Source organism: Paenibacillus tundrae, from assembly GCF_030812775.1.
Taxonomy (GTDB): domain Bacteria; phylum Bacillota; class Bacilli; order Paenibacillales; family Paenibacillaceae; genus Paenibacillus; species Paenibacillus tundrae_A.
Map to the genome: position 1 here is coordinate 185225 of NZ_JAUSTI010000008.1, position 18382 is coordinate 203606.

Below are 18382 nucleotides of genomic sequence, written 5' to 3' on the forward strand. Positions count from 1 at the left end.
GGAACGAAAATTCAGCAAAATCTGCTTCCTTCGGAGTTTTCAGTCACGCCCTATTTTGTATCGCAAATTGGCTCCTTGAACAGAGGAATGCGAGAAATGTTACAACTCCGATACAACTCTGAACGGTTTGGAAACAACCGCCCGATATACTTGCATCATAAGCAAGAGTAACCAGACCGGAATCAAGCCTGATCTGTATCCAAGGGGGATTCACATCATATGAACAACACACAGATAAATGATGCGTACATCAACTATAAATCAGAAATTACAAGGTATCTATCTCACATCCTCAAACAACCACAGGATGCCGAGGATCTAGCTCAGGAGTGCTTCATTCGGCTCATGAAAGTGACTGATCCCATACCCGAAGATCGACTTCTCTACTATCTCAAGCGTATTGCTCGCAATCTAGCAATGGATAGCTTCCGTAGACGTACTCGTACGTTACGGCGCGACAGCCGACTGGAAGTACCCACACACCATGTAGACACACTAAGTCTTGAAATTAATGAAGGTGTTAATGATCTTGTCTCCCATATTAACAATACCGAGCATCGTAAAATATTAGAGCTACGCCTGATCCATGGATATTCTATTAAAGAAACAGCCGAGCTGGTCAACCGCAGTGAAGGCATGATTAAATCCTCTGTCTTCCATGCAGTCAATCGAATCCGAGCCAAAGTCATCTCCTAAGAGATGGCTTTTTTATTATGAAAATGAACATATTGTAGCACACGGAGAAGCGATTATATATACCTAAGACCTATACTAATATGTCATAATACCCAATTTTACAAATATCGAGTTAATTTTTACAATTTGGTATGACTATGTTAGATTTTGGTATGGTAGAATATGGACGAACTTATGAATCAACTAGGGCGGGGCTGAAAACTCCGAAGGAAGCAGATTTTGCCGAATTTTCGTTCCAAGTCAGGAAGTTTAACGCAGGCGTGCCGGGGCACGTCAAGGGAAAGTGACGCAGCAGGGGGCGAAAAGGCGGTAAAAGATGCACTTCAGGGAGTTTTCAGGTACGCCCTAATATTTGGGAGGGATTTGGTTGGGTAAATTGAGAGGTTTGCGGGGAGTTTGGTTAAAATCACTCCTAGCATTGTCCATGGCTTTGCCGCTTCAGATTGGATTGTGGAACGGAGATGCATCGGTACATGCGGAAGGGCCGACAGATCCGGCACCATTCATTCAGGCGAAGATCGTTAACGAAAATGCTGGCAAAAAGGTATTGTTCGACAACTCACACGGTCAGACGGCAGGAGCCGCAGATTGGGTAATCGACGGAGGTTTCTCCGACTTCGGAAATGCGTTAGCGAATGATGGATATTACGTAAAGGAACTGCGCAAGACAACCCCATTTACCTATGAGGATCTGAAAGAGTATAACGTATTCGTTATTGCAGAACCTCAGATTCCTTTCAAAACTTCGGAACAAGCAGCAATGAAACAATACGTTGAGCAAGGCGGCAGTATCTTCTTCATCGGAGATCACTATAATGCCGATCGCAACAAAAACCGCTGGGACGGTTCAGAAGCCATTAACGGTTATCGCCGTGGGGCATTTGAAGATCCAACCAAAGGTATGAGCACAGAGGAACGTAACTCTGAAGCTATGCAAAATGTAACGAGCACAGACTGGTTGTCCGAAAACTTCGGCATCCGTTTCCGCTACAACGCACTTGGTGATATTGACGCCAACATTATCGTACCGGCTGACCAATCCTTTGGCATCACGGAAGGTGTATCATCCGTAGCGATGCATGCTGGTTCTACACTGGCGATCACAGATCCAACGCTTGCGAAGGGTATCGTGTATTTGCCAAAAACGAATGCGAAATGGAACAACGCGGTTGACCAAGGTGTATACAACGGTGGTGGAATCGAAGAAGGACCTTACGTGGCTGTATCCAAGCTGGGTGCAGGTAAAGCTGCCTTCATTGGGGACTCTTCCCCGGTGGAAGATGCATCGCCTAAATACTTGCGTGAAGAGACAGGCACGCGCAAAACAACCTATGACGGCTTCAAAGAAGCTGATGATGCGGTATTGCTCGTGAACACAGTGAACTGGCTCGCGACGCAAGAAAACTATACGAGTCTGACTGAAGTGGCTGGACTGGAACTGGATAGTCCTACTGCCCTGTTGCCATTCGAAGAACCAGCAGCTTCTACAGAACCACAAGCTGAACCTTGGGCGGCACCTGCTGCCGGGTACAAGTGGTATGATCGTTCCACATTCAAACCAGGATCATATGGTGGACCTACATCTAGCGCCAATGCTTCTTACAGCTTCGTGAAACAGGATACACTTCCGAATGCGGAAGACTTCCAGGTACGTGTTGTAGTAGAGAACATGCCTCCAAATACAACGGTATCAGGCTATAGCGCAGGGATTTATCTGACGGGTGGAACCCAAGTAGCTATGATCCAAAATGACAGCGGCACATGGCCAACGTCATACGGTTATAGCTCTGCTTTTAGTGTAACCTCAGACAGTAAAGGTCGCGCAATCAAAGACCTCAACGTTCGCATCAAACCAGGTACAAACGGCAATGCAAGCTTGCGCCTACGCTTGAACGGCAGCAACTTGATCACCAATGCCGTAACTGTAGGTAACGTACCAGCTACGCCGCTGCCAGAGGAAGAAGGGCCAATCCCAGCAACAATTACGGTTGCTGAAGCTCGTACCAAAGCAGTTGGTTCAACGGTAACCATTGAAGGTGTAGTTACAACACAGCCAGGTGCATTTGGCGGACAAGCCTTCTATCTTCAAGATGAGACAGCTGGAATCTATGTATTCCAACATACTAGTGGCTTCCAAGTTGGCGACAAAGTGAAAGTTACAGCACCAACAACGATCTATAACAGCGAATTCGAGCTTACCGATGTTGTAGCTATTGAGAAGACGGGTACGGCTTCCGTTCCTGCTCCAGCGTTAGTAACAAGCATCAGTGATGCCAACCAAGGCCAACTGGTTCAATTGAAAGACGTTACCGTTCAAAATGTAATCAGCGCTACTCCTGCTGGATCATTTGAATTTGACGCCGTAGCAGCGGACGGAACAAGCACACATGTGCGCGTGGATACACGTACAGGTGTAACTGAAACATCCTTCCCTTATGCTGCAGGCGACAAACTGGACATCACAGGTGTATCGGCTATTTTCAAAGATGTATATCAACTGAAGCCTAGAAGCTTGAATGATTTTGTTGCTGCCGAGGAACAAGGTGGAGGCGAAGTGCCTTCCACTCCAGCTGTGGGAGCACCGGGCAAACCGGTGCTTTCTTCCGATAATGGCTATACAACAGGACTGTTCGGCGGTTCTTACAACGTAAGTATGAATCTGTGGTGGGGCGAAAACGGCTCAGAGTACAAATTGTATGAAAACGGCGTACTCGTTGACACACAGAAATTAACTGAAGCTACACCTTCTGCACAGTCAACCAAAACTGCGATCGCAGACAAAGCCAATGGCACATATACGTATGTAGCCGAGCTGACGAACAGTAAAGGCACTACACGTAGTGATGAGCTGATCGTGCAAGTAACCAATGCATCACCAGGTAAAGCTACGCTCTCCCAAGATAACTGGGACGGCGATGGCAACTACAGTGTAACGATGAATCTCTGGTGGGGTACCAATGCTACAGAGTACCGCCTTTATGAAAATGATGTACTTATCGATACACAGGAATTGAAGGCTGCAACACCAGCATCTCAGCGTGCTGTAACCAATCTGTCTGGTCGTGCCAACGGAACGTACACGTACCGTGCGGAATTGATCAATGCAGCAGGTGTAACAAGCACTGAGACCATTACGGTTCAAGTCACTAAAGCAGCTCTGCCATTGGCAAGCTAATAAAACAAACCAAAAAACCGAAACCACGAGTAGCCTGGATGGGATCAATCCCCACGTTGAGCTACCTGGATTCGGTTTTTTTACATATATTCATTAATTCGTTAGTTCATCAATTCATTTGTTCATGACAAGCGCTCCGGCTCATTGATCTTTCTGGTTAACAGCATGCCGTTCACTACAGCAGAATACGCTGCGATGGCAATAATGGCAAAGAATACGATCTGGTTCATCTGTATTGAGGAATTGTTACTCCACGTGAAAATAATCAGGATTCCACTAAGTCCGATATTCTCTCTGTTATGCTCCTTAAACTTCTGAAAAATCATTCGATATAGCAATATGACTAGCACAAACACAATCCAAATAATAGTAAATGTCTCCATGTGCTTCACCTTCTTTCTTCTTAATTCACTCTTCATCACTAGATATCGCTGTGTCAATCTGAGAACGGTACTTATCGAGATTACCGTCATGTGCGAATTGAATAATAATGACATTATCTTTGGTATACTCACCGACCTTGGTTAGGAGCGAGATGTTAAAGTTCGCTTTTACCAGCGCTTGCTTTGCTTGTTCAATAGAATCCGTAAAAAAAATAAATACGGTGTCGCTATCCTCCCCATCATGAGAAATGCTGAATTGATGAGGCATCAGACCTTGCATATCAACACTGGATGATGGCTCCATGAACTTAACCTCCAGCCCCTGCTCTTCAAGTGAGGTTTGGAATTGATGTAGAAACTCGTTTGGATCAATGCGCTGATTCTGCCCTGTACAGCCGGTAACAAATGTCAGCAAAATTATGATTAAAATGGTCGCAGTTCTCATTACTTCCCTCTCATCTTCTCTTGAATCTCCACAGCTTCTTCGTAATTGGAAGCTCCTGTAACCACATGCGTTTGTGTTCTCTCATCCCCAGTAGATCCAAGAAACATACTGATCTCTCTCCAATCATCACTGAAATAAATGAGACCAATCAAGCTATAATCGAAAGGAGTTTCCATTTTATTGTAAGTTAAGCTACCTTTGTTAACATGGTTCTTCCTCTCAAGTATATAAATCGTCGACATATAATCCTTCTGGGTTAGATCAATATGATCTACAGACACGTGGCCTTCAAAGGATGCCTGACGAAAAAGAGGACGAACCATCCTTCCTTCCACCTTAATCTTTGTAGTTACTGCAGATACTGGATCATCTTGAGTATATTGAATAGCCTGCCGCTCAATATAAATATCCTTAGGAAATGGATAGAGCCATACAACCAGGCCAACTCCAACTAAAACAGCAATAATAATGAACAAACGTAATTGTGTTAACCTCAACCTAAAGCCCCCTCACTAGATAAGTGAAAGTGAATATATTGAAAATGATACTTTTCAAACATGTATTTATAAAGAAACTATACCACAATTTACATGATGAACTTATCAATAACTAATAATAAAATCTCTCACACAGTAATACTCATGACATGAGCGTGTCTGAAAATCTCTGGAGAAGCAGCATTTGACGATCTGAAGTCACTTCCATTGATCCTTGCACCTTCCATCCCTAACGAACTCAGTCGGCCTTATTTGGCGGAAAACTGCTTTCAGGAAATGCTAACGAATCGTTGACACGTTATTATGCCTTTTAGGTGCACGAATGAGGTCTAGACCGTGGCATTTCGTAATATAACGTTTCTCCGATTCGTTACCCTCTCCATTCGCCGTAAACCGGCCAAATAAGGTCTCTCCGATTCGTTAACACCAAGTGATAGCACATCATCACGTCCTAGATACACACAAAAAAAGAAGACCACTAAATGCTGTATCATACTAGCACTTAATAATCTTCTCCTCATTATACAAGCTTCTTCCGAATATACCCCGAGATCAAGTCAATGATCGTAATCATCACAATAATGCCTAGCAGGATAATACCTACACGCGGCCAGTTCCGGGTACTTAGTGCAAAGATCAACGGTGTACCAATACCCCCTGCTCCAATGACACCCAGGATGGTCGCAGACCGGACATTGATTTCGAAGCGATACAGGGTATAGTTCAAGAATCCAGGCATGACCTGTGGCAATATAGCGAACCATAATTGCTGCATACGATTGGCTCCAGTAGCGAGCAACGCTTCCGAAGGGCCATAGTCGATATTTTCAACTTCATCGGCGTACAATTTACCGAGCATGCCGATGGAGTGTAAACCAAGGGCAAGTACCCCTGCGAATGATCCAGGGCCCACAGCTTTGATAAACATCAAAGCCATGATGATCTCAGGAAACGTACGAATGAAGCTAAGCACCATTTTACCTGCACCCGAGATCGAGCGATGCCCACTCATATTACGTGCAGACCAGAAGGCAAATGGAATACATAATACAGCAGAGATCACCGTACCGAGTACAGAGATGGCGAGTGTATCCAGCAATCCACGCAGCAGATCTTCTCCTTCAGGCAGATAAACAAAGTCCCAATCTGGTGAGAATATACCAGCGATAATCGCCTTCATAATCTGTCCAGCGGTTTCCTTAAACCCGGTAAACGGTACACCGGCAAGAGCCCATGCGTACACCAGAATCAGCAGGATAACAATAACCCAGCGAAGCGGGTTCTTCCGTGGTTTCGGCCGGATGCGGCTTGTTTCATTTTTCATCATAGCAATTTCTCCCGCAGCTTAGTACTTACATAATCGATAATCAGGACGATAGCAAGGGTAAACAGAATGATTACACTGGTCTTGTCATACTCCAGAAATCCAAGTGTAGCTTCATAATAAAGACCAATCCCTCCGGCTCCCACCAATCCCAGAATGGCAGCAGCACGCACATTAATCTCAAAGGCATACAACACATAGGATGTGAATTGAGCAGCCAGCTGTGGCACAACACCATACACAATGAGTTGGATACGGTTCATGCCAACAGCCGTCATCGCCTCCAGCGGCCCCCGATCAATCGTTTCTAACGTCTCATAGGTGAGCTTCGCAATTAGACCTACGGAGAATACAGCCAGTGCCAGGATACCCGGAATCGGCCCTAGGCCAAACACCGCGACAAACAATGCAGCAAGCAACAGATCCGGTACTGTCCGAATCAAGTTAAGTACAAAACGTGCCGGGTAGTAAATCCAGCGGCTAGGCATCAGGTTACCCGCACAGATAATCGCCACCGGAATGGCAATGATCGCACCAATGGTTGTACCAATTAACGCCATGCGAATGGTTTCCAGCATACCTTGAACGATATTATCAAAGTAACTCCACCGGGGTGGAAACATTTCTTTTAGCAGATCCCACATGTTCGGCAAGCCTTCAAAAAGCTCCGTAAAGCTAGCATCGGTCTGCTTCGCACTCGCCCAGAGAAGAAGCAAAATAATGGCTAACGTGAGTAGATGCTTCGTGCGTCCAGGTGGTTTAGGACGCTTAACAACCTGACTCGGGCTGGAACCAGGTTCCTTACCTATGCCTGGCTTGCCTGAATTCTGGAGTGAAACATTGGATTGTCCCTTCATACCAGAACTTCTCCCTGCTCATGCACAGCCTGCTTGTCCAGTAATTCGTCAGCCAGGATCGGTCTGCCGTAAATTTCAGCGAATCGCTCATCCGTTGCCTCTTCGACTGGACCGTCGAATACAACTTTACCTGCCCGCAATCCCACGATTCGGGTCGCATACTCTCTCGCCAGGTCGATAAAGTGGAGATTGACGATTGTCGTAATGCCTAACTCCTGATTGATGTGTTTCAGATCATCCATAACTTGCTTCGTCGTAAGTGGGTCTAGTGATGCCACTGGCTCATCAGCCAGAATGATTTTGGCTTCTTGGGCAAGTACACGCGCAATCGCCACACGCTGCTGTTGTCCACCAGACAATTGATCTGCACGGGAGTAAGCTTTCTCCGAGATGTTAACCCGATCTAGCGCGGTAAATGCCAATTCAACATCCTCTTTCGGGAAACGACCCAGGATGGTTCGCATGGTGGAATGATATCCAACACGTCCACAGAGCACATTACGGAGAACACTAGAGCGTTTCACTAGGTTAAAACTTTGGAAGATCATGCCGATATCACGTCTGATCATGCGCAGACGTTTGCCCTGCGCCTTCGTAATTGAACTTCCATTGATTTTGATCTCGCCTTCACTAATATCATGCAGTCGATTAATGGAACGTAAGAGGGTTGATTTCCCTGCTCCAGACAAACCAACGACCGCAATAAATTCACCTTGCTCAAACTTCAGATTAATATTATCCAGGCCTTTTGTGCCGTTTGCATACGTTTTGGTGACGTTATGAAGCTCAATCATGGCAGTAATCCTTCTTTCATTCGTAATGATCATACAGGTGGAAGCCTTGCTATAATGGCACAAGCCAGCGCAGCGTAGATCACGCTGAACTGGCCTGCCCACTCTGATACGATATAGCTAGTCCCATCAAGAGAGATACGTGAAGCAACAAGGTTGTAAAACGACTTCTAGAGTTGTAGTACTTCTAAGCTACAATTACTCGCCTTTTACTTTTTCGCCATACTGACGAACGATCTCGAACTTGCTATCATCGGACTCTACATAACCTTCATGCGTGTAGATCTCTTTAATGATTTGGTGGCCTTCTGTGTCTTTACCGATATCGATGAAAGCTTGTTTGATCTTCGCAGTCCAATCTGCATTCATATCTGTACGAACAGCAATGGTATCGTTAGGAATTGGCTCAGTGAACGCCAGTACACGTGTATCTTCAAATACCGTTGGGTAATCTTTAGCTACAGTGTTACGAGCATCTTGGAATATAGCTGCTGCATCAACGTCACCGTTCAGTACAGCAATAACACCTTGGTCATGACCTTTCAATGTTACAGGTGATACGTCTTTCAATGGGTCAATGCCATTGTCAAGCAACAAACCTGCTGGCCATACATAACCAGCGGAAGAAGTTACGTTTTGGTAAGCAATTTTCTTACCTTTGAGATCTTCGATTGTTTGAATCGGTGAATCTTTTTTCACGATAAACATCGATTTATAAGAATCAGCCAATTCTTCTGTTGGAGCACCTGTCTCATCATTTACGCCAAAGCGTTGAGCTTGCAAAATAACTTGAGCTGCGCCTTTTTCTTTAGCCAGTACATAAGCTGTCGGAGGCAAGAAACCTACGTCCACTTTGTTGGAAGCCATTGCTTCAATAATTGTGTTGTAGTCTGTGGATACGCTGACTTTAACCGGGATACCCAGCTTGTCCCCCAGCAACTTCTCCAGTGGTTTCGCTTTAGCTTCAAGCGTGTCTGCATTTTGGGATGGAACGAATTGAACCGTTAGTTCTGTTGGTACATAACCTTCGGCTTCTTTTTCTGTTTCTGCCGTTTCGGTAGACGTACCGGACGCATTCGAACTCGTATCAGCCCCGTTAGACGAACCTGTCGTAGCATTAGACCCACATGCACTCAGAAACAGAACCAAAATCAACAATGGTAAAAATAAAGCGGACTTCTTCAAACGAACACCCTCCAAAGAGTTTCTATTTTTCAATACTTATCTACTATAATTGGCAAATATTTGCGCCATGTGAAACGAAATTTGGAGTTTTGTAAAGTTTCTTGTCATGCTGTCAGGGACGATTTCATCTGTTAGAATAGGCTCATTATGGTTGAGAATTGAAGAAGAAAAGCATGGAAAAGGCACGAATATCAGGCATGCATCTATTTCTTCCATTCTTTCTATCGTTCCATTTTTTGGGTCATTCCATATATATAAACTTATATATTAGAGGAGATTGTAAAATGAAACCTACTCACCAGACGACAACCTTCGATATCTTGTTCACCAGTGATCTGCACGGAGCCATCCGTCCGATACATTACAATACCAATGCCTATCGCCCAGCCGGGCTTGCCTTGCTAGCTACACTCATTCGTAAAGAACGTGAGCGTTCACCCGAATTGATGCTGGTGGATAATGGTGACTTACTACAAGGCTCTCCCCTGGCCTCCTATGCGGCTGCCAACGTATCCAAGCATCATATTCATCCTTTCATTACCGTGTTGAATGAACTCGGCTATGATGCAGCAGTCATGGGAAATCACGAGTTCAATTATGGGCAGGAGCTGCTCCATGAAGCCGTTGAAGGCTCTACATTCCCATGGTTGTCTGCTAACATTGTTCGGACTCGTCCGCAAGAAGATCATGAAAGATTACTAGAAAGCGAGCAAGATGCTGCAGGGGAACAGCCGAGCTTCATGACGTATGGGGATGAATCCATTGTGATCCATGCTTACGGAGAGAATTCCAATGAAGATGCCAATGAAGGAAAGCATCCCATCGCACCATTGGCTGCTGGAATTCCTGCATTTGGCTCTCCATATCTGGTTAAGACGTTGTCTACAGGTGTCAAAATTGCTTTATTAGGTGCGACTACACACTACATCCCGAACTGGGAGCATCCCAAAAATATTGAAGGATTACAGTTCCTTGATGCGTTAGAGACCATTCGTACATGGGTTAATTACATTCGCGAAGTGGAGAAGCCAGATGTGCTTGTGGTTAGTTATCACGGTGGATTCGAAAGTGATCTAGCGACTGGGGAACCGGCCGAACGGTTGACTGGAGAGAATCAAGGGTATGCGATCTGTCGAGATATCGAAGGGATTGATGTGCTTCTCACAGGACATCAACATCGCCAGCTCACTACCGAAATCCATGGTGTAACCGTCATTCAGCCTGGATTCAGTGGAAGCGGCATAGGGCATGTATCGGTTCAGTTACAGCAAAATTCGGATGGAGCATGGCAAATTACAGATAAACAGGCTAAGCTGCTACGCTTGGATGAACAGCAAGAGCTGGAACCCGATGATGTGATCATGAAACTTACGGATGAATTGGAAACTCAGGCTCAAGCCTGGTTAGATCAACCGATTGGCCAGGTATCTGGTGACTTGTCGATCTCCGATGCGACAACGCTCCGACTTCAGGCACATCCATTCATTGATTTTGTTCATCAGGTACAGATAGAAGCAACGGGAGCACAGCTCTCGAATACGGCCATGCTTAGTGAAGAAGCTCGCGGATTCGGAAGTCAGATCACGGTTCGGGATGTGTTATCGAATTTCATCTATCCTAATACGCTTACCGTATTAGAGCTGAGTGGTCAGGATATTCGAGAAGCGTTGGAGCAAAGTGCACGCTACTTCGAACTAGATTCCTCAGGAAATGTTATCGTTAACCCGGCCTACATCGAACCTAAACCACAGCATTACAATTATGATATGTGGGCAGGCATTGAATACGAGCTTGATATCTCTCAGCCTGTAGGCAATCGAGTCGTGAAGCTAGAGCGCAATGGCACACCGATTGCGATGGATAGCACATATTCTGTGGTGATGAATAGCTACCGTGCTGCTGGGGGAGGCGATTATGCTATGTATCCAGGTAAAAAGGTGCTGCATGAAGGAGCCACGGATATGGCTGCATTAGTGGAAGATTATATTCGTAGACATCAGCCGTTGAAGGTACAGCCTGCGAATAATTGGAAGGTTATTAACTAGAACGAGAGTCTTAACTTCAACTGAAAAGATTACAAAGACCACTTGGAGGTTAGAAAACCTCTACCAAATTAATATAGCCTATGAAAGGTTCTCTATTCAGAATCTCTCGTAGGCTATTTCATCTTATGATCGGCCAATCATTCGCCTCAACCTCTAAAAAGGTAATATACTGTTCACAATGAGCGCGAGTATAAACAGAGCAATCCATACCAACAACAGGTTCGCCATAGCTATAGCCCACTTATACTTCCGTTTATGATAGAATCCCCAACAAGATAGTGATCCTAATACAGCAATTGGATAAGACATCAGTAAAGAAACGGCAGCATAGTTTGATGCATAGTCATATGAAGTTGGGGCATCAAACATAAACACGCTCATCATCAGCACGATTGGATACGCTAATAATGTTAATAAATATAAACCATTAAATAAAAAGAGCCATGTTGCAATTGTTGAGTTTTTCAATGTTTCAGACAACCTCCATTACCTATCTTCCCTTATACGAGTATACGGGGTTTGTGAATAAGCCCTATTATATCCACTTTGTGACATAACGTCATGGTTACCACTTCCATATTTAACCTGTGAAATATCTGATAGTTTGGAGTGGATACTGGTAACACACACTCCGTATGCAGGCAAAGATTAAAAATAGAAAAGAGCAGGATCAGAGTGTCTCCCCTACTCCATCCCGCTCTAATATCCAGCCTACGCCTAAGTTTAAGCATTGACTACAAGCTGATTGTTTTTTTGACTAATACGTCTGTAGTGGAATACAAACAGGATTAGCCCAAGAACACTTGTAATAATTTCAGTTATAGTCATAGACCAGATCACGCCTGTGAGACCAAAGTAATTATGGAAAATAATGATCACTGGAATGAACAAGGTTCCTTGGCAGATTGCCATCACATTGGTTGGAATCCCCTCTCCAGCAGCTTTGAATATACCAGTAAACAGTCCAGTAAGCCCGGTGAACAGCGCTGAGATCAGCATCGCAATTAGGATAGCGGTTCCGGCCTCAAGCACCGATGAATCAGATGAGAACAGACGAATGACTTGTTCTTTAAATACATAGACGATGCCGATAAAAATCACCGCGATCCCCGCAATATATAGCGTCGCCTGTTTATACGTGGCTTTTAATCGAGCAAAATTCCCACTTGCAAAATTATGCGCCACGAGCGGAATAATTCCCATGAAGATCCCCATCGTTAGAAACTCAGGCAACTGCACAATCCGTAGCGCAATACCGAAGCCAGCGACAATATGATCACCAAATGTCATTGCATAGTGGTTCAACAATAGAGTTGATACGATCAGGAATGACGTTTGCAGTAGTTCGGATACGCCAATCTTATACACCTCTAACTGATCTTGCAGGTTCAGCTTCCAGTGCTTTAAGAAGCCTCTAAGATTCTCACTGCGATATGATAAATACCAGATATAATAGGCTGCTGAGCAAGCATTCGCCAATACGATGGACAGCGCAGCACCGAATACATGCCAATCGAAGATAAGAATAAATAGTACATCCAATAAAATGCTGGCAACGATGCTAATGAACATACCATACATTGATTCCCTCGATGCGCCTTCTGACCGAACCAACTGTTCCAGTGCAAAGTTCACGATGACAATCGCTCCACCTGCCAATAAGGTCATGGCGTACTGACTCGTGTATGCATATACAGCCTGATTGGCGCCAAGTCCATGAACAATCGGGGTAATGAACAACCAAGAGATGAGGGCAATTAATAGACCAGCAGCTAAGCTGAAGTAAAGCGAGTAACCTGCAACCTTCTTCGCCTTCTCCCCTTCACCCGTAGCCGTTAGACGTGTAATGAAGGTGCCGCCACCGACTCCAAACATATTGCCAAATGCCATCAACACAGTGAAGATTGGTAAGCCGAGGGTAATCGCACTGAACATGCCTGTATCATGAACTAGACCAATGAAAAAAGCATTGATGAGGTTATACAACGTCCCCGCAGACATGCCCAACATCATAGGAATAGACAGATGCATAATGGATTTGTGGACAGGGGCTGTGCTCAGATAATAGGAGTTTGAATGTTTTTCTTTCAACGGAATTCCGCCTCTCTTTCAATTATAACAATTAGAAATCTAAGTTTTTAAACAAAAAATAAATATCGCTGCATTACCAACCAACATTGGTAAACTGATCAATAGAACATAAACTGTTCGAATTCTAACTATTTAGATATGAGCAGTTAATCCTGCTCAGGTGTCTCCATCTTCTTAGAGGTTCTGATTAACCTTGGTCAATAACTGCATCAATGTTGCCTGTTCTTCTTCGGTCAAGCTTGCCACAATCTCGTGCTCAACCTTGGCAAACATCTGGGCTACATCTTGAATCACTTGCTCACCCTTAGGCAAGACGTATAAGTTCTTCTGCCGTTCATTATCCGAAGGAATCTTCCGCTCGATATATCCGTTCTTCTCCAGGCCCTTCAGCATACTCGTAATCGTTGCATCCCGCCGGTTGAACGCCTCGGCTAGGTTTTTCTGAATCAACCCGTTATCCTGATGTTCATAGATATATCCGATGATTCGACCTTGTTGAGCATTAAGTCCTAACTCGTTCACTTGATCGTCGGCTTTGCGTTTGATCTTGATCCCAATCGTTTGAAATAGATCCGAATATGGCGTATCTTTCCGCATGAGTACTCACCTCTCTTTTGTATGACTCTTTAAAGTTAGACATCTAAGTGTTAGTGAGCTAAATATACATCCACCTCGTTACACTGTCAAGCATCATAATTATTACAATCCCGTGAATGCTGCACTACTCATGATATGGCTGCCTAAGTGTAAAAAACATGACGAGGCCATGTTGAACAGCTCATCGGTGTAATCAAATCGCTGCCCAACCACCCTTCTCATGAAGCAGGGCACCGCCTGTTAGGCAGTATCATAACAACAAAGTACATTATTCAATTCATGCAAAAACGGACAACCCTATAGATCAATGTCATTAAGTTTAGCTTATTTTAATGACATTGCCCTATAGATGTCCGTTTTTTTGTATTCCCTATTTAATTGCTATCAACTGGGTTATGAATTCATCTCGTTCAACACCTGTGATACCGAGGAGACGTATCCGAGAATGCCAATGACTCACCCAGCCATTATTGTGCTTTCTTGCGTAGCTGACTGTAATACAGCTCGCTGTAGAAGCCACCTTGTTCCAGCAAGACGTCATGCGAGCCTTGTTCCAACAGATGTCCATCCTTCAGCACGAGAATCCGATCTGCTTGGCGGATCGTGTTCAGCCTGTGAGCAATGACAAAGCTGGTACGCCCTTGCATAAGACGTTGCAGTCCCTCTTGAATTTTGATCTCCGTAACGGTATCAATACTACTTGTCGCCTCATCTAACACAAGAATGGATGGGTCGGCCAGAATCGCGCGAGCGATGGCAAGCAGTTGCTTCTGTCCTTGACTGATGCCGCTGCCATCGGCCTGAAGCACTTTGTCATATCCACCCTTCATTCGCGTAATAAAGGAATGCGCATTGGCTAGTTTGGAGGCAATCTCCACCTCTTCGTCTGATGCATCCAGACGCCCGAAGCGGATATTTTCCCGAATCGTCCCTTGAAATAAGAATGAATCCTGAAGAACAAATGCCATATGAGAACGCAGATTCTCTCGGCGAATGGTTGTGAGATCCCTTCCATCCACTGTCAGCGTACCCGCCGTTGGATCATAGAAGCGGGATAATAGCTGAATTAGCGTCGTTTTGCCTGCACCAGTTGGACCCACTAATGCAATCATCTCTCCCGGCTTCGCTTCAAAGCTAATTTCATGCAAAATGTCACGACCTTCATCGTATCCAAAGGAGACCCGGTCGAAGCGTACCGCTCCCTCTACCTTCTCAAGCGATACTGCTGCACCTTCATCCTTCGCTTCTTCATCTTCATCCAGCACTTCAAATACACGCTCTGCTCCGGCTATTGCCGACAATAACGTATTCCACTGATTCGCAAGATCGTTCAGCGGACGTGTGAATTGACGAGCATACTCAACGAAAATGATGATGACACCGACGGTAACCGTACCCTGAATTGCCAGAATACCGCCGATCCCTGCTACGATGGCGAAGCTCAGGTTGTTCAGTCCGTTCATCAGCTTCGGTATAAAACCAGAGATGGTCTGCGCCCAGAAGCCGGAAATCCGGATTCGAGTATTTCGCTCCTCAAACCCACGAATAACCCGTTCCTCTTGAGAAAATGCTTTAATGATGCGCTGACCAGATAACGTCTCTTCAATATATCCATTCAGTTCACCCAGATTACGCTGCCGTTCCTTGAAGAGTGGCCCTGTTCGACGCGTAATCCAGCGCATGCCAAGAGCCATAAGCGGTACGACGATAAATGTAAGCAAGGTCAGCAATGGACTCAGCCAGAGCATGACACCAAACGTTCCCAGTAGCGTTAATATACTTGAAAAAATCTGGATGGCCGAGCTGTTCAATGTACCGCTAACATTCTCGATATCATTCGTAACCCGGCTCATAATCTCACCCTGCTGACGCTTGCCGAAGAATGGAATAGGCAATTTGTGCAGGTGGGAGAACAGGTCATACCGCATACGATATACCGTCTCCTGTGCGATTTCGATCATCCATATGTTTTGCAGCCAAGATGTTAGGGAGAACAATACATACACCGCAACCAGTCCAAGCAGGAACCTGGTCCAACTAGCGCTGGTTGATTCTCCATCCATAAAGCTATCTACTGCGACGCCCACCATATACGGCCCAAGCAGCGCAAGTGCTGAGCTTGCAAATACCATCAGTAGCACCAGTGAGAGCTTCACTTTGCGGCGTGCAAGATACGTCCAGATCCGCCCCAATGTGCCTGACCAATTCTTCGCCCTTGCCTTCGGCTTAGAGCCGCCGCCTTTGAGCGTTGCAGGATCAAGCGGTGGTGGCGGTTGACGGAAGGGTTCAATGAATGCTTTGAACATGCGGCGTGCCCTCCCCATATTGTGATTGATAGATACGACGGTACAATTCCGATGAATCCATCAGGTCCTCATGTTTACCTTGCCCGATCAGACGTCCATCATCCAGCAGCAGAATTAGATCGGCCGAGGTTGTAGAGCTAATCTTCTGTGTAATGATAAAGGTTGTGCAAGATAGTTCCTCCAGTGCATCCAATAACCTTGCTTCTGTTGCCACATCCAGTGCACTTGTACTGTCATCCAGGATGAGAATGCTCGGACGACGGATTAATGCCCTTGCAATGGATAAACGTTGCTTCTGTCCACCCGACAGATTCACGCCGCGTTGGCCTAACTGTGTATCATAACCATTCGGCAGCTTCTCGATGGTCTCATGAATCTGAGCACGCTTCGCCGCTTCCTGAATCTCAGCCAGGGTTGCATCCTCTCGGCCCCAAGCGATGTTATCTCGAACGGAGCCTGTGAATAAGACGACCTCCTGAGGGACATAACCAATTGCCCCACGAAGCAACGAGGTATCCAGACGCTCTGCGTTGGTACCGTCAATCCGAATCTGACCCGTGTCCTCTGTGTATAGCCTTGGAATTAACTGTACAAGTGAAGACTTGCCTGAGCCTGTCGCTCCCATAATAGCAATGCGCTCACCTCGACGAGCAGAGAACGAGATATTTTCAAGTACCGTAATATCACTGTTCGGATAATGAAAGCCAACATTCTTGAATTCAACGGCACCTTGTATTGATTGTTGTTTTGGAGTCAACATGGATGTTCCTTGTTCTGCTGATGGTGCAGACTGTCCTGATTCTGTAGAAAATGAATTCGCTGACTTCTGAGCCGACTCTGAATCGTCCTCAGTTTCAAACACTTCATTCAGCCGCTGCGCTGAAGCGCTTGCTCGGGAGAATGTCACCAGAATCCAAGATAAAGCAGACATCGCCCCAATGGTACGAAGCAGGTAGTTAATGACAGCGACTACTTCACCTACCGTTGCACTGCCCGAGTTAATATCTGCTCGCCCGAACCATAGCACAGCGATAATGCAGCCGTTCATCATAAGCAACATGAACGGCATCGTCGTCTCCGTCAGGCGTAGCGCGGAGATCGTACCTTTCATCAGCTTGCCGCTGAAGCCGGCAAAGCGTTCAATCTCATGGCCCATCCGCACGAAGACACGGATCAGCCGAATGCCTGTCAGATTCTCCTGGATGACTCCGTTGACGGCATCCAGTCTGCGCTGCACATTGCGGAACAGCAGCGCTGCCTTTTTAATCATCCAAACCACGACAATAAGCAACACAGGCACCATAACGACCAGCAGTAGACCTAATCGCGGATTCACAACCACAGCCATAATCATGCTACCAATCACGACCAGAGGTACACGTGTCATGAATCGCAGACTCATGAAGACGGTATCCTGAACCTGGGTAACATCCCCTGTTAAGCGAGTAATGAGCGATGAGGTGGCGAAACGATTGAATACGGCGTAAGAGAACGCTTGCACTTTATCATACAGCTTCTCCCGCAGATCGTATCCGAATCCTAAGCTCGCATGGGAGGCAAAAAACGAACTGGCAATGCCGGCAGCAAAAGCAACAACCGCACTCGCCACAAGCACTCCGCCCCATAACCAGACGACGGACAGATCGCCTTCCTGAATGCCGTTATCGATAATCTTCGAGATGAGATACGGCTGAGCTAGCTCCACTGCAAGCTCAATCAACATCATAACCAGAGCAGCAATGGCGGCAACTCGGTACTTCTTCAAGTAGTACAACAGCTTGATCATAAGCATTCCTCCGGCTCGGAGCGCTCTAAACGTATATTTTACTCCAGTTCAGAGCCTCCCTTAGACATGTTGTTTTCTCCACTTTGCCCACTATGTAATCATTTCCTATGTACATATATGGTTATTATAACGTATTTTACAATCCTGCTTCTATTCTTATTACCCTACTTTTCTGCAAGAAATAGTCTTCCCCTCTTTTTTAAC

General features: G+C 45.5%; 15 protein-coding genes. 3 read left to right on the forward strand and 12 right to left on the reverse strand.

Going from position 1 to position 18382, the window contains the following annotated elements; translation table 11 throughout:
- Positions 1–219 precede the first annotated feature (219 nt).
- Positions 220–696: an RNA polymerase sigma factor gene (locus J2T19_RS15985; RefSeq protein ID WP_307217407.1), complete on the forward strand. Its 477-nt coding sequence runs from the start codon at positions 220–222 to the stop codon at positions 694–696.
- Positions 697–1063: 367 nt separating this feature from the next.
- On the forward strand, positions 1064–3871 hold the full coding sequence (locus J2T19_RS15990) for a DUF5689 domain-containing protein (RefSeq protein WP_370874890.1): 2808 nt from the start codon (positions 1064–1066) through the stop codon (positions 3869–3871).
- Between the two features lie 122 nt (positions 3872–3993).
- Here J2T19_RS15990 and J2T19_RS15995 read toward each other — a convergent pair whose 3' ends face one another.
- The 7 genes from J2T19_RS15995 to J2T19_RS16025 form a co-directional block, all read right to left on the reverse strand.
- Positions 3994–4254: a hypothetical protein gene (locus tag J2T19_RS15995; protein ID WP_307217409.1), complete on the reverse strand. Its 261-nt coding sequence runs from the start codon at positions 4252–4254 to the stop codon at positions 3994–3996.
- Between the two features lie 25 nt (positions 4255–4279).
- Positions 4280–4669: a hypothetical protein gene (locus tag J2T19_RS16000; RefSeq protein ID WP_307217411.1), complete on the reverse strand. Its 390-nt coding sequence runs from the start codon at positions 4667–4669 to the stop codon at positions 4280–4282.
- A gap of 29 nt (positions 4670–4698) precedes the next feature.
- Positions 4699–5196: a hypothetical protein gene (locus J2T19_RS16005; protein WP_307217413.1), complete on the reverse strand. Its 498-nt coding sequence runs from the start codon at positions 5194–5196 to the stop codon at positions 4699–4701.
- Positions 5197–5716: 520 nt separating this feature from the next.
- Positions 5717–6523, reverse strand: coding sequence for a phosphonate ABC transporter, permease protein PhnE (gene phnE / locus J2T19_RS16010; RefSeq protein ID WP_307217415.1), 807 nt, complete (start codon positions 6521–6523; stop codon positions 5717–5719).
- Positions 6520–7377, reverse strand: a complete 858-nt coding sequence (gene phnE, locus J2T19_RS16015) for a phosphonate ABC transporter, permease protein PhnE (protein WP_307217417.1) — start codon at positions 7375–7377, stop codon at positions 6520–6522. Before phnE (J2T19_RS16015) ends, phnE (J2T19_RS16010) begins: the two co-directional genes overlap by 4 nt.
- Complete coding sequence (gene phnC / locus J2T19_RS16020; RefSeq protein ID WP_056694609.1) at positions 7374–8171, reverse strand: phosphonate ABC transporter ATP-binding protein; 798 nt, start codon at positions 8169–8171, stop codon at positions 7374–7376. Before phnC ends, phnE (J2T19_RS16015) begins: the two co-directional genes overlap by 4 nt.
- A 195-nt stretch (positions 8172–8366) precedes the next feature.
- A complete protein-coding gene (locus J2T19_RS16025; protein WP_307217421.1) occupies positions 8367–9353 on the reverse strand; it encodes a phosphate/phosphite/phosphonate ABC transporter substrate-binding protein in 987 nt (328 codons plus the stop codon).
- 284 nt (positions 9354–9637) lie between these two features.
- Here J2T19_RS16025 and J2T19_RS16030 point away from each other — a divergent pair, with 284 nt between their 5' ends.
- Positions 9638–11398 (forward strand): bifunctional metallophosphatase/5'-nucleotidase, encoded by a 1761-nt coding sequence (locus J2T19_RS16030; RefSeq protein ID WP_307217423.1) that lies wholly within the window; start codon positions 9638–9640, stop codon positions 11396–11398.
- Between the two features lie 153 nt (positions 11399–11551).
- On the opposite strand, the gene J2T19_RS16035 is transcribed toward J2T19_RS16030, so the two are convergent.
- The 5 genes from J2T19_RS16035 to J2T19_RS16055 form a co-directional block, all read right to left on the reverse strand.
- A complete protein-coding gene (locus J2T19_RS16035) occupies positions 11552–11866 on the reverse strand; it encodes a hypothetical protein (RefSeq protein WP_307217425.1) in 315 nt (104 codons plus the stop codon).
- A 255-nt stretch (positions 11867–12121) separates the two neighbouring features.
- Positions 12122–13429 (reverse strand): MATE family efflux transporter, encoded by a 1308-nt coding sequence (locus J2T19_RS16040; protein WP_307217670.1) that lies wholly within the window; start codon positions 13427–13429, stop codon positions 12122–12124.
- Between the two features lie 234 nt (positions 13430–13663).
- Positions 13664–14086: a MarR family winged helix-turn-helix transcriptional regulator gene (locus J2T19_RS16045; RefSeq protein ID WP_239290482.1), complete on the reverse strand. Its 423-nt coding sequence runs from the start codon at positions 14084–14086 to the stop codon at positions 13664–13666.
- A gap of 467 nt (positions 14087–14553) precedes the next feature.
- On the reverse strand, positions 14554–16392 hold the full coding sequence (locus J2T19_RS16050) for an ABC transporter ATP-binding protein (RefSeq protein WP_307217427.1): 1839 nt from the start codon (positions 16390–16392) through the stop codon (positions 14554–14556).
- Positions 16373–18178: an ABC transporter ATP-binding protein gene (locus J2T19_RS16055; RefSeq protein WP_307217429.1), complete on the reverse strand. Its 1806-nt coding sequence runs from the start codon at positions 18176–18178 to the stop codon at positions 16373–16375. The genes J2T19_RS16050 and J2T19_RS16055 overlap by 20 nt, the downstream gene beginning before the upstream one ends.
- Positions 18179–18382 lie beyond the last annotated feature (204 nt).